This window comes from Diaminobutyricimonas sp. LJ205, from assembly GCF_009755725.1.
Taxonomy (GTDB): domain Bacteria; phylum Actinomycetota; class Actinomycetes; order Actinomycetales; family Microbacteriaceae; genus Ruicaihuangia.
Window position 1 is genome coordinate 542,497 of sequence record NZ_CP046619.1, and the last position, 12,269, is coordinate 554,765.

Sequence of the window (12,269 nt, forward strand, 5' to 3'; positions counted from 1 at the left end):
TATGCCGCGTATCAACTGGAGGGGCTGGTTCGACCGGCTCGTACGGTTGTGGCGCACCTCGCTGCAGGCGCGAACGGTGCTGGTCACCGTGCTGCTGTCTTCTCTCGCGGTCAGCGTGATCGTCGGCTACATGTCGCTGTCGATCGGCACCAACCTGTTCGAGTCGCGCCGCGACCAGGTGCTCGCCGAAGCCGGCCGAGCCGCGCTGCAGGTGCAGCAGATCTTCGACGGGTCCACGGCATCCGACCAGATCACCGCGATCGACCTGGAGACCCTCCGCAACGGCGCCCAGACCGCGATCGTGCGCAGTACCTCCACGGTGAGCGGCACCCGGTTCGCGCTGGTGCGCACGCTCGGCCAGGGGCCGACGCTGAACAACATGCAGGGCATCGCCAGCACCGATCTTGAACTCGACCGCGTGATCTCCGACGACATCAAGCAGGCCGTTGCCGACTCCGGCGACCAGCTGTTCTACCAATCGATCCCGCTGCAGTCCGCAGACGGCGGCGAGATGCCCGGCCTGATCGTCGGCGCACCGATCGAGGTTCCCACCGCCGGCGAGTACGAGCTGTACCTCGTCTACAACCTGCAGGACACCCAGGAGACGCTGAGTTTCGCGCAGCGCACCCTCGCGATCGGCGGGCTCGGGCTGGTCGCAATGATCGGTGGCGTCGCCTGGGTGGTCGCCCGGTTCGTGGTCGCCCCGATCCGACTGGCCGCCGAGACCAGCCGCAAGCTGGCGGCCGGTCAACTGGAGCAACGCATCCCGGAGCGCGGCGAGGACGACATCGCCACCCTGGCCCGCTCCTTCAATGCGATGGCCGACAGCCTGCAGACCCAGATCAACCAACTGGCCGACCTGTCCCGGCTTCAGCAACGCTTCGTGTCGGATGTCTCCCATGAACTCCGCACGCCGCTGACCACGATCCGGCTGGCCGGCGACGTGCTCTACGGCCAGCGGGGTGCTTTCGACGCCACCACCGCCCGCACCGCGGAACTGTTGCACACCCAGGTGGAACGGTTCGAGATGCTGCTCGCCGACCTGCTCGAAATGAGCCGCTTCGACGCGGGCGTCGCGCAGCTCGAGACCGAGCCGACCAACCTGGTTCGCCTGGTGGAGGAGGTGATGGACGCGGTGCGGCCGCTCGCCATCGCCAAGGGGTCGGAGTTGCGGCTGGTTGCCCCCGGCGGCTACTTCGAGGCCGACGTCGACGCCCGCCGCATCCGTCGCATCCTGCAGAACCTGCTCGGCAACGCGATCGACCATGGTGAGGGCAACCCCATCGTCATCCACGTGGACAGCGACGAGAACGCCGTCGCGATCGCCGTCCGCGACTTCGGGATCGGCATGAGCCAGACCGAGTCCGCTCGGGTGTTCGACCGGTTCTGGCGTGCGGACCCGTCCCGGCAGCGCACCACCGGCGGTTCCGGGCTGGGGCTGGCGATCTCGCTGGAGGACGCCAACCTGCACTCGGCCTGGCTGGATGTGTGGTCTGAGGAAAGTGAGGGCACATGTTTCCGGCTTACGCTGCCCCGACAACTCGGCACCCAGTTGACCCGGTCGCCGCTTGAGTTGCCGCCGGAGTTCGTCGAGGGAGAGGAGGTGCACGATGAGAGCGCGTAAATCAGGCATTGCCGCGGGCCTCGCCGGGCTGCTCCTCGTCCTCACCGGATGTGTCGGCATCCCCAGCGCCGGGCCGGTCATCGCCGGCAGCGAGATCAGGGAAGATCTGGACGCCGACTCGGTGATCCTGCCGCAGGGACCGGAGGATGACGCCGACCCGCAGGCGATTCTGCAGGGCTTCGTCCGGGCCGGCACCGGACCGCAGGGCGACTACTCGGTCGCCCGCGAATTCCTCACCCCGGATCTCGCCCAACGGTGGAAGCCGAACGCCGGCGTTACGGTCAGCCAGCCCGGCAGCGACAACTACACGCAGACCGGCGAACGCACGCTCGAGTACACCGTGGTGCCGGTAGCCACAGTCGACTCGAACGGACGCTACGTGGCCGCCGAGGCATCCGGTCCGGCGACCATGCAGTTCACGTTCGAACAGGTCGGCGGGCAGTGGCGGATCAGCGAGGCCCCGGATGGCATCGTGCTCACCGGATCCTCGTTCGAGCAGATCTTCAACCCGTACTCGGTGTACTTCTTCAACCCGACCTTCAGCACCATGGTGCCCGACCTGCGCTGGTTCCCGACGCCGCTGCTCGCCCGCCGGATCGTCGCCGCCCTGCTCGCCGGCCCGTCGGAATGGCTGGCGCCTGGGGTGGTGACCGAGTGCCCGAATGGCACCACGCTCGGCCCGGACGGGGTGCGCCAGGACGGCAACCGGGTCGTCGTCGACCTCAGCGCGGAAGCGGCCGAATCCGACACCGAGCGGCTGCAGCGGATGAAGCTGCAGCTCACCCACAGCCTCGCGGATGTCACCAGCGTCACCTCGATCGGCATTTCGATCAACCAGGGCGAGGTGGCGATCCCGGAAACGACCAACGCCGGACCGGTGGTCGAGCCGGAGGTCGACAGCCGCGTGCTGCTGCGCAACGCCGACGGCTTCGGCCACTACCGCCGCGGCGAGATCGAGCCGATCGCCGGCATCAGCGGGCAGGTGCAGGACTTGGCGGCGACCGAGGTCAGCCTGTCGCGGAATGAGCAGTACGCCGCGGTGCAGGCGCCCGGCGGGGTGTACGCGGTGCAGGTGGGCGGCGAACCGCTGCTCGTGGACGCCCGTCCCGGCCTGATCGCGCCGTCGGTCGACGATCTCGAGTTCGTCTGGTCGGTGCCCGCGTTGAATCCGGCCGGGTTGATCGCCACCGACCTGGCGGGAACGCCGCATCCGATCGGCTCCGGGCTCCCGGCGAGCGGCCGGATGCTGGCCATAGAAGTCTCCCGGGACGGTGCCCGCATCGCCCTGCTGGCCGAGGCGGACAACGTGACCCGGCTGTACGTCGCGGCCGTCGTCCGTGAGGACGGGGTGCCGGTGTCGCTCGGGCCGCTGACCGAGCTGGCGCTGGAAACCAACGCGATCGACGCCACCTGGGTGGATTCGGTTCGAGTCGCGACGCTCAACTTCGACGACGGCGACTATCGAGTGAGTGTCCACGAGATCGGCGGACTGAGCACGTCGCTCGGCGAGCTGACCTTCGGCGAGCAGATCGTGGGCGGCAACAGCATCGACGGCCTGCGGGTGCTCGGCAACGACGGGATCATCCAGCAACCGCGCGGAACCGGGTGGCAGAGCAGCAACGTGGAGGCCGACTTCCTCGGCACCCAGCGGTAGCCCCCGTCAGCTTCGGTGGTTGAGGAGCGCACCAGGCCCACCGCACTTCAGTGGGCAGGGGTGCCTATTTGCTATGTCACTTCTGAGTGACATAGCAAAAACGGAGGGGTCGAGGTCGCAGAATGCCCGCACCCACCCGCTGCGCTCGCGGCGCTCCTCAACCACCGGGCTCGCTCCACAGAGACAGTCGGATGATGCCGATGACGCGCACGACGTGCCAGCGTCGGCGGATGCATCCGATCCTGAAGGACGCCCTGCTCGACGCGGCCGCGTTGCTGTTCCCGGTGCGCTGCGCCGGCTGCGGCGCGGACGACCGCAGCGTCTGCGACGACTGCACCGCCGCGCTCGCTCCCGCGGTCACCGCGCGGATGCTCGACGACGGCACCCCGGTGACCACGGCTCTGCTCTACGACGGAGTCGCGCGTCAGCTGATCCTCGCGTTCAAGGAACAGGGCAGGACGGATGCCGCCGCCCCACTGGTCGCGGCGCTCGCCGCCGCCCTGTCCTCAGTCGCTGCTCCCGGGGTGGAAGTTGCCCCGGTGCCCACCACCCGTGCGGCCTACCGGCGCCGCGGCTTCGACCCGGTCGGGCTGCTGCTTCGGCGGGCGGGACTGCGACCTCGCCGCATCCTGGCTCGACCCCGCCCGGGCGCCAGGCAGAAGACCCTGACGATCGACGAGCGTGCCACCAACCGGCACGGCTCGATGCGCGCGAAGACGGCGCTGGCCGGGCGGCGTTTCCTGGTGGTCGATGACGTGTTCACCACCGGCGCGACCCTCGGCGAGGCATCGCGGGCGATCCGTGCGGCCGGGGGAGAGGTTGTCGGAGCCGTAGCCGTCGCCTACACAGTGCGACGGTCCGCCGGACCCAGCGAACTCTCAAGATCGGGCCGGTGACTTCCGTCGCACACCGGACTACGGTGGGATGCCACAGGCGCGAGAAGGGGAACGACCGCCGGAAGTCAGGAGGCGGCACCCTGCGTCGGAGCGAAGGAGGTCGCCATGGACACGACTATTACCGCCCGCAATCTGGACATCACCGATCGGTTCCGTGATTACGCCACGGAGAAGGCGGAAAAGGTGTCCCATCTCGCTCCCAAGGCCATCGCGTTTGAGATCAAGCTCTCCCGTCAGAGCGAGCCGCGTGGCTCCACCCCAGAGGACCGGGTCGAGCTCATGCTGATCGGGCCGGGACCGCTCGTGCGGGCTGAGTCCGCGGCATCCGATAAATACGCAGCCTTCGACATGGCCTTCGCCAAACTGCTGGAACGCGTGCGTCAGGCCAAGGATCGGCGCAAGGTGCACCGTGGCCTGCACCGGCCCACCTCGCTCAGCGAGGCTGCGACCTCCCCTGCCTCGTTCGGCAACACCGACCTCGTCCCGGCAGATGCCGACCTGATCGCCAAGGTCGCTACCGGCGAGGTGCCTATCCAGAACGCCGAGACCGCCGAGGAAGGTGAGTACTCGCCGGTTGTGATCCGCGAGAAGGTGTTCCCCGCCGCTCGGATGTCGACCGACGACGCCGTGGACCATATGGAACTCGTCGGACACGACTTCTTCCTGTTCATTGACAGCGAAAACGACCGGCCAAGTGTCGTGTATCGACGCAAGGGCTGGGATTACGGGGTTATCAGCCTTTCGACCGACGAAAGCGTCTCGGAGGGTGTGAGCGGCAGCCGCGCGTACAGGCGCTAGCTAGATAGGCTTGCTACGATGACTCGCCGATCCCGGCATGCCTATTTTGCGGTCGGGATCGACGAGGCGCGGTCCCGCGCCCCATGACGAACCCGGGAGTACTCGTTGGCAAACGTTCTAGAAAAGGTCCTCCGTGTCGGTGAAGGGCGCCTGCTCCGACGGCTGAAGGCCTACGCGGAAGCCATCAACCAGCTCGAAGACGACTTCACCAGCCTCACCGACGAGGAACTGCGGAACGAAACCGTCGAGCTGCGCGAGCGTTACTCGAACGGCGAATCGCTCGACGACCTGCTGCCGGAGGCGTTCGCCGCGGTGCGGGAGGCATCCAAGCGCACCCTCGGCCTGCGCCACTTCGACGTGCAGCTGATGGGTGGCGCAGCGCTTCACCTCGGCAACATCGCCGAGATGAAGACCGGTGAGGGCAAGACCCTCGTCGCGACTACGGCCGCGTACCTCAACGCGATCGCCGCGCGCGGCGTGCACGTCATCACGGTCAACGATTACCTGGCCACTTACCAGTCCGAGCTGATGGGCCGCGTCTTCCGCGCGCTCGGGATGACCACCGGATGCATCGTGGCTGGACAGACCCCGGAGGTGCGTCGGCAGCAGTACGCCTGCGACATCACCTACGGCACCAACAACGAGTTCGGCTTCGACTACCTGCGCGACAACATGGCCTGGCAGGCCAGCGACATGGTGCAGCGCGGCCACTTCTTCGCCGTCGTCGACGAGGTCGACTCCATCCTCATCGACGAGGCCCGCACCCCGCTGATCATCTCGGGTCCGGCATCCGGCGAAGCCAACCGCTGGTTCACCGAGTTCGCGAACCTCGCGAAGCGCCTGGTGCAGGGCGAGGACTACGAAGTCGACGAGAAGAAGCGCACCGTCGGTGTGCTGGAGCCCGGCATCGAGAAGGTCGAGGACTACCTCGGCATCGACAACCTGTACGAGTCGGCGAATACCCCGTTGATCTCGTTCCTGAACAACTCGATCAAGGCCAAGGCCCTGTTCAAGCGCGACAAGGACTACGTCGTGATGAACGGCGAGGTGCTGATCGTCGACGAGCACACCGGCCGCATCCTCGTCGGACGCCGTTACAACGAGGGCATCCACCAGGCGATCGAGGCCAAGGAGGGCGTCGCCGTCAAGGCCGAGAACCAGACCCTGGCGACGGTCACCCTGCAGAACTACTTCCGCCTGTACCAGAAGCTGTCGGGCATGACCGGTACCGCCGAGACCGAGGCGGCCGAGTTCATGGCCACCTACAAGCTCGGTGTAGTCGCGATCCCGACGAACCGCCCGATGCTGCGCAAGGACCAGCCCGACCTCGTCTACAAGAACGAGGAATCGAAGTTCGGCCAGGTGGTCGAGGACATCGTCGGACGCCATGCCAAGGGCCAGCCGGTTCTCGTCGGCACCACCAGCGTCGAGAAGAGCGAACTGCTGTCGCGGATGCTCGCCAAGCGCGGCGTCAAGCACGAGGTGCTGAACGCGAAGAACCACGCGCGTGAGGCGGCCATCATCGCCCAGGCCGGACGGCTCGGCGCGGTCACCGTCGCCACGAACATGGCCGGCCGTGGTACCGACATCATGCTCGGTGGCAACGCCGAGTTCCTCGCGGTGGCGCAGATGAACGCCAAGGGTCTGAACCCGAACGACACCCCAGACGAGTACGAGGCCGAATGGGACGTCGTGTTCGAGGCAGTCAAGGCCGAGGTGTCGACCGAGGCGGCGAAGGTCATCGAAGCCGGCGGACTGTACGTGCTGGGCACCGAGCGGCACGAGTCGCGGCGTATCGACAACCAGCTCCGTGGACGCTCCGGCCGCCAGGGCGACCCGGGCGAGAGCCGGTTCTACCTGTCGCTGCAGGACGATCTAATGCGGCTGTTCAACTCCGGTGCCGCCGAGGCGCTGATGGGTCGGAACAACGTTCCGGATGACCTGGCCATTGAGTCGAAGGTCGTCAGCCGCGCCATCCGCAGCGCCCAGGCACAGGTCGAGGCGCGCAACGCCGAGATCCGCAAGAACGTGCTCAAGTACGACGACGTGCTGAACCGTCAGCGCGAAGCGATCTACAGCGACCGCCGCCACATCCTCGAGGGCGACGACCTGCACGAGCGCGCGCAGCAGTTCCTCGAGGGCGTCATCGGTGAGGTCATCGACGGACACACCTCCGAGGGGCACAGCGACGACTGGGACTTCGAGTCGCTGTGGACGGACCTGAAGCAGCTGTACCCGATCTCGATCACGATCGACGAGGTGCTCACCGAAGCGGGTGCTCAGGGCAAGATCACGCCGGCGTTCCTGAAGAAGGAGATCCTGTCGGACGCGAAGCTCGCGTACCAGCGCCGCGAAGAGTCACTCGGCTCGCCGGCGATGCGCGAGCTGGAGCGCCGCGTCGTGCTCAGCGTGATCGACCGTCGCTGGCGCGATCACCTCTACGAGATGGACTACCTCAAGGACGGCATCGGCCTGCGTGCGATGGCACAGCGCGACCCGCTGGTCGAGTACCAGCGCGAGGGTTACGCGATGTTCCAGAACATGATGGGGCAGATCCGCGAGGAGTCGGTCGGCTTCCTGTTCAACCTCGAGGTCGAGGTCACCGGTGGCACCGGAACCGCGCAGGTCGCGGCGAAGGGCCTCGGCGGCAGCCAGGCTCCGGCCGAGCGGCTCAGCTACTCGGCGCCGAGCGCGGACAACGCCGGCGAGGTCGAGGTGCGCAACCAGCGTGGCCAACTCGAGCGGGCGGAGACCCAGCGCGCCCAGCAGGCAGCCGCCATGCTGCGTCGGGCCGCCGGTCAGCCGCAGGGAGCGCCTGCCCAGCAGACCGCTCAGCAGACTCGTCCGGCGCAGGGCGCTCAGCCCGCGCAGCGCGGTGCCTTCGGTCAGACGAAGACCGAGGAGCACGACCACGACCACGCTCCGGTGAACCGGGCCCAGCGTCGCGCGCAGGAAAAGAAGAAGCGCTAGTCGCCTAGGCCCGGTGGTTGAGGAGCGCGCGACGGAGTCGGAACCGCCGTCGCAGGCTCCGGCGGCGCTGGCGTCGCGGATCGCTGCGCGATCCCTTTAGCTCCAGCGCGCTGATCGAGCCTGCCGAGACCCCGAATATCTCGGCAGGCCCAAAATCAGAGGACGTGAATCGCGGTGGCCCGCCAGCGCTTGTCGAACCCCTCCAACCGGATCGCGACCGCTCGCGTTCGCGCCCGTCCGTTGACGATGACCACCGCTTCGACGACGCCGTCGGCCGGCCGGGTGATGATCGGTGTGCCAACGTGAAATGACGGCCGCATAACCGGCTGACCGCGAGCCTGACGTGCCCGCGCGGAGATCAGCACGCGTTTCAGCAGGTGCTTGTGAACGTCGGAACTCACCCAACGGCTGATCTGCTCCAACTCCCGTGCCCCGGCGAGGATCTCGATGACACAGCGCGTGAGGTTCGACACGAGCGGCTCCGGGTTGGGCAGCAGATCCTCACTGGTGGGTTGCTGACCGAACTCATCGTCGAGCGTAGGTCGGGCGATTCTTGCCGGCGGCGGGGCTGCGCTCGCGGGTTCGGATGCCCCGGCATCCGCCTGGGTGGCGCGATTCATGCGGTCTCCTGGGGGAGGAGTGGTGCCTGAACGGGTAGGAATGGTGCCTGAACTGGTATCCCCCGAACGGGGGTGAGCACACTCAACCAGTCGACCCCTGCGCTGTCCATGCCCCCACGTGGGGGCTGTGGATAACCTCGCAGGCTCTGGCGCCTGTGGATAAGTGCCGAGGCCTGATATCTTCTCAGGTGTTGCTCACGCTTGAGCGCGCCGACGAAGGAGTGGCCATCAACACCGACTGGCATTTCCCAGTGATGATCGCGGCGTCGTTGGTGCTGTTCATCGGACTACTTCGCCTGGTGCTCGGTCGGGAGCACTTCAACCGCCGACGCGTCGCCGTGTTGGTCGTCTCAGGGATAGTCGTCGTGCTGGGGATGCTGTTCGGCAAATACGGAGCGACCGCACTTGGCCTTCCGTGGTGGATCTACTATCCGGTGCCGGCCCTCGTGACCGTGGTGCTTCCGCCGCTGGTCTTCCGGCTGGGTTGGAAGCGCACGCTCCTATACCTGCTGCTCAGCGCGCTGTCGGCGCCGCTGATCCACGCGCTGTTCTCGTTCTTCCTCGGCTGGGACGAGTACATGCCATTTATCCCGATCCCGAGCCTGGCGTCGCTGCTCTCAGGCTTGGCCTGATCAACCCAAGTGGGTGGTGCGGCGACGCTGCCTTATGTCGTCCGATTCGGAAATACCGACGCGGCGGCTTCGGACAGGATGCCCCGCAGCCAGTCGGTGAACTCGTCGTCACCCAACCATGGGTTCCAGATCATGTCGATGCCCAGCGTGGGCAGCTCGAACGGGAACTCCTCGATGTGTACGTCGATGGCGTTTCCAAACGCCACGGCGACGCCCCAGCCCACGATTGCCACGCCGCCGGACCGGGCAACCAGATGCGGGATGAGCAGGTTGTCCGAAACCCGGGATCGCACCGTATATGGCAGCCCCTGTTCGTCGAGCACGTCATAGGGGCGGGTGAGGCGGGAGGCAGCCTCGTAGACGACGTGCGGGAGGTCGGTCAGCATCTCGGTCGCGGTCGCGCCCTGGGCGGCATCCCTCGAAGCGATCATCACCCAGCGGTCATCGAACAGGCGCTCCCGTGGATGCGGGGAGGCGAAGGCCTCGGCGAGCAGGACGACGTCGACGCCTTCCTCGGTGAACAACGCGTTCGACGCCAAGGTCGTCGTGATCAGCCGCAACTGTGTGTTCGGCGCGCGCTCGGCGAGCACCCGCGCCAGGTGACTGCCGATCACGAAGGCCGTGCTGGTGGTCATCGCCACGCTGATGGTGCGGCGGTCGACCGCCGGGTCGAATGAAAATGGGCTGACGATGCGGGCCGTGTCGCGCAGGGTTCGGCGCAGCGGTGCGAGAAGTTCGATGGCGTGCGGGGTGAGCGTCATCTTGCTTCCCTGTCGCACGATGAGCTCGTCACCGAGCAGCTGCCGCATCCGGCGGAGGGCATGACTCATTGCCGGCTGCGAAAGGCCGACTTTGCTGGCTGCCCTGGTCACCGAGCGCTCTTCGAGTAGTGCCAACAATGGCACGAGCAAATTCAGGTTGACCGAAGCCAGGCGGGCGAGCTCCGCGTCGCTCTCCGACGACAACCGGTTATGCATCGCGGGGAGGAAGTGTGATCCGAACGTCGCTGAGCGGTTCGCCGGCGTTGTACTGGGCACCGAGGATGAGTCGTCCGTGGCCGGTGAGCAGAGCCGCGGCCTCGACGACCGTTGAGCCGTCGGCATCGATCTGGCGCTGCCGCACAGTCAGGTCGGCGAATGGCAGCCGTTTCGCGGGGTCGCTGCTGCCGTGCTCGCGGACCCAGAGCGTGCCGGTCTCGCCGGAGAGCTCGATGGCGGGTTCGCGCAGTTGTACCTGCAGCGCGCCCCAGTGCCCGCTGAACAGGATGCCGCCGAGAAATTGCAACGAACCGTGGTTGGTGTCGTCGGCTGGCTTTGCCTGATCCAACGGGAACTCGAAACCGGCGTCACCGCGCGATGCCGGGTCGACTGTCTCGATGGCGCCGTCATCGAGACGCTCGATGTAGGAAACAAAGCTGTCTTTCACGGCCCATGTCAGCCCTGGCGTCGTCGCCATCTCGCACTCCTCATCCCGGTTATTACGCGCGGAAGGCCAACATTGGCATGTCGCCTCGATGTGCGTCAAGTGAATCCACGGGCGGGCTCGACATTCGGTGAGTGCATGAGTGGACAGCCGGAGAACATGCATCCGATGAATCTGAACGATGCACGATATCCATTTGATGCGTACTGAGTCTGCCGCAAGACTTGGCATGGGCCTGGCAATGCCGCCGTGGCCGGAATCCCGGAGACACCATGAAGATCATCCTTGACCGTCCCCGCTGTGAGGCCCACGGCCTCTGCGAAGAGGTCGCGCCGCAGCTCATGCACCTGGACGATGACGCCGAACTCGTCATCGACATCGAGGACGTCGACGGCGAGCAGCTGGAGGCGGCCAGAGCCGCCGTGCGCGTCTGCCCTGTCGCCGCCCTCCGGCTCGGCTGAACATGTCGCGTTTCGCCCGCATCGTCGTGGTCGGGAACGGAATTGCTGGGCTCACCGCCGGCGACTCGCTGCGCGCCGCCGGGTTCGACGGCGAACTGACCATCATCGGCGACGAGCGTCACATGCCGTACAGTCGTCCCGCGCTGTCGAAAGCGGCGTTGCTGGACAGCGACGAGATGACGTCGCACCAGCTGCCCGCGCCGAGCAATGAGGCCAGCGAGCTGCTCGGAGTCAGCGCGGCGAGCCTTGACGTGGACCGCAAGCGGGTCATCCTCGATGACGGAGCGGATGTCCCCTACGACGCTGTGATCATCGCGACCGGCTCGCGAGCCCGCCGACTCGGCGGCGACGACAGCCGGGAGCTCACGCTGCGCGGACTCGACGATGCGCTGACGTTGCGTAGCCGGCTCGCGGACAAGCCATCGGTCGTCGTGATCGGCGGCGGCCCGCTTGGCATGGAGATCGCATCCGGATGCCTCGCCGTTGGATGCGAGGTCACCCTCGTCGCCAACGGCCGGCCGTTGGTCAATCAATTGGGCGAGTACCTCTCTGACTTCTTCGTGAAGACGGCCTTGGATCACGGGCTGAGGTTGGCCTCATCGCACGCCGTCGGAGTCGACAGCAGCGTTGAGCAGCCCCGCGTGGTGCTCGCCGACGGCTCTGTGCTGGAAGCCGGCCTGGTGATCAGCGCTGTCGGCGACCTGCCGAACACCGAATGGCTGACGTCGAGCGGGCTGCTGGTGAACGGCAGGCTCGAGGTCGACGGTCGCGGACGGTTGCACCCGGACATCGTGGCCGTGGGTGATGTTGCGGTGTTCCCCACCCGGCGCGGGCTTCGACGCATCCCGCTCTGGACCAGCGCGATCGAGCAGAGCAAGGCTGCCGCGCGGGCCCTGATTGACCCGGATGCCCCGGACCTGCAGTTCGAGCCGTATTTCTGGACCGAGCAGTTCGGCCTCAACCTCAAGGCGAGCGGGTTCCTGCCGCTGGTCGGGGAACCTGAGGTGATCGAGGGCGACTTGGATGCCGCATCCGCCCTGATGCGCTGGACCCATGAGGACGGCACCGGCACCGGCACCGGTGTGGCGCTGAACTACCGCATCCCGATCCCCAAGTTGCGGCGCCTGAGCGCGGCCCCCGCGGTCGCCTGAAGCGAGCTCCTTCAATCACCAAGAAACGGCCCGGGACCGCT

11 protein-coding genes are annotated in these 12,269 nt (G+C 66.9%); 8 read left to right on the plus strand and 3 right to left on the minus strand.

Features of this window, described 5'->3' with window-relative positions:
• Window position 1: 1 nt before the first annotated feature.
• The 5 genes from mtrB to secA all read left to right on the plus strand — a co-directional run bounded on the left by mtrB (window position 2) and on the right by secA (window position 7,942).
• On the plus strand, window positions 2–1,624 hold the full coding sequence (gene mtrB, locus GO591_RS02605; protein ID WP_157155383.1) for an MtrAB system histidine kinase MtrB: 1,623 nt from the start codon (window positions 2–4) through the stop codon (window positions 1,622–1,624).
• Window positions 1,611–3,278 (plus strand): LpqB family beta-propeller domain-containing protein, encoded by a 1,668-nt coding sequence (locus tag GO591_RS02610; protein WP_157155384.1) that lies wholly within the window; start codon window positions 1,611–1,613, stop codon window positions 3,276–3,278. The genes mtrB and GO591_RS02610 overlap by 14 nt, the downstream gene beginning before the upstream one ends.
• Window positions 3,279–3,478: 200 nt before the next feature.
• Window positions 3,479–4,174, plus strand: a complete 696-nt coding sequence (locus GO591_RS02615) for a ComF family protein (RefSeq protein ID WP_157155385.1) — start codon at window positions 3,479–3,481, stop codon at window positions 4,172–4,174.
• A 105-nt stretch (window positions 4,175–4,279) separates the two neighbouring features.
• A complete protein-coding gene (gene hpf / locus GO591_RS02620; protein ID WP_157155386.1) occupies window positions 4,280–4,972 on the plus strand; it encodes a ribosome hibernation-promoting factor, HPF/YfiA family in 693 nt (230 codons plus the stop codon).
• Between the two features lie 105 nt (window positions 4,973–5,077).
• Window positions 5,078–7,942, plus strand: coding sequence for a preprotein translocase subunit SecA (secA, locus tag GO591_RS02625; protein ID WP_157155387.1), 2,865 nt, complete (start codon window positions 5,078–5,080; stop codon window positions 7,940–7,942).
• A 155-nt stretch (window positions 7,943–8,097) separates the two neighbouring features.
• Here secA and GO591_RS02630 read toward each other — a convergent pair whose 3' ends face one another.
• Window positions 8,098–8,562, minus strand: a complete 465-nt coding sequence (locus tag GO591_RS02630; RefSeq protein WP_232466247.1) for an Rv3235 family protein — start codon at window positions 8,560–8,562, stop codon at window positions 8,098–8,100.
• A 188-nt stretch (window positions 8,563–8,750) separates the two neighbouring features.
• Here GO591_RS02630 and GO591_RS02635 point away from each other — a divergent pair, with 188 nt between their 5' ends.
• Window positions 8,751–9,194, plus strand: coding sequence for a hypothetical protein (locus GO591_RS02635; RefSeq protein ID WP_157155388.1), 444 nt, complete (start codon window positions 8,751–8,753; stop codon window positions 9,192–9,194).
• A 32-nt stretch (window positions 9,195–9,226) separates the two neighbouring features.
• On the opposite strand, the gene GO591_RS02640 is transcribed toward GO591_RS02635, so the two are convergent.
• Both GO591_RS02640 and GO591_RS02645 read right to left on the minus strand, forming a co-directional pair.
• Window positions 9,227–10,099 (minus strand): LysR family transcriptional regulator, encoded by an 873-nt coding sequence (locus tag GO591_RS02640; RefSeq protein WP_232466248.1) that lies wholly within the window; start codon window positions 10,097–10,099, stop codon window positions 9,227–9,229.
• Window positions 10,100–10,163: 64 nt separating this feature from the next.
• The gene (locus tag GO591_RS02645; protein WP_157155390.1) at window positions 10,164–10,649 is read right to left on the minus strand and encodes an HtaA domain-containing protein; all 486 of its coding nucleotides are present in this window, start codon (window positions 10,647–10,649) and stop codon (window positions 10,164–10,166) included.
• Between the two features lie 239 nt (window positions 10,650–10,888).
• Here GO591_RS02645 and GO591_RS02650 point away from each other — a divergent pair, with 239 nt between their 5' ends.
• Both GO591_RS02650 and GO591_RS02655 read left to right on the plus strand, forming a co-directional pair.
• A complete protein-coding gene (locus tag GO591_RS02650; RefSeq protein WP_157155391.1) occupies window positions 10,889–11,077 on the plus strand; it encodes a ferredoxin in 189 nt (62 codons plus the stop codon).
• Window positions 11,078–11,079: 2 nt separating this feature from the next.
• Window positions 11,080–12,228 (plus strand): NAD(P)/FAD-dependent oxidoreductase, encoded by a 1,149-nt coding sequence (locus GO591_RS02655; protein WP_157155392.1) that lies wholly within the window; start codon window positions 11,080–11,082, stop codon window positions 12,226–12,228.
• Window positions 12,229–12,269 lie beyond the last annotated feature (41 nt).

Bases quoted from the DNA above. Each gene is read 5' to 3' on its own strand.
- mtrB (WP_157155383.1), top strand. From the start codon at position 2: ATGCCGCGTATCAACTGGAGGGGCTGGTTCGACCGGCTCGTACGGTTG.
- GO591_RS02610 (WP_157155384.1), top strand. From the start codon at position 1,611: ATGAGAGCGCGTAAATCAGGCATTGCCGCGGGCCTCGCCGGGCTGCTC.
- GO591_RS02615 (WP_157155385.1), top strand. From the start codon at position 3,479: ATGACGCGCACGACGTGCCAGCGTCGGCGGATGCATCCGATCCTGAAG.
- hpf (WP_157155386.1), top strand. From the start codon at position 4,280: ATGGACACGACTATTACCGCCCGCAATCTGGACATCACCGATCGGTTC.
- GO591_RS02630 (WP_232466247.1), bottom strand. From the start codon at position 8,562: ATGAATCGCGCCACCCAGGCGGATGCCGGGGCATCCGAACCCGCGAGC.
- GO591_RS02645 (WP_157155390.1), bottom strand. From the start codon at position 10,649: ATGGCGACGACGCCAGGGCTGACATGGGCCGTGAAAGACAGCTTTGTT.
- GO591_RS02650 (WP_157155391.1), top strand. From the start codon at position 10,889: ATGAAGATCATCCTTGACCGTCCCCGCTGTGAGGCCCACGGCCTCTGC.
- GO591_RS02655 (WP_157155392.1), top strand. From the start codon at position 11,080: ATGTCGCGTTTCGCCCGCATCGTCGTGGTCGGGAACGGAATTGCTGGG.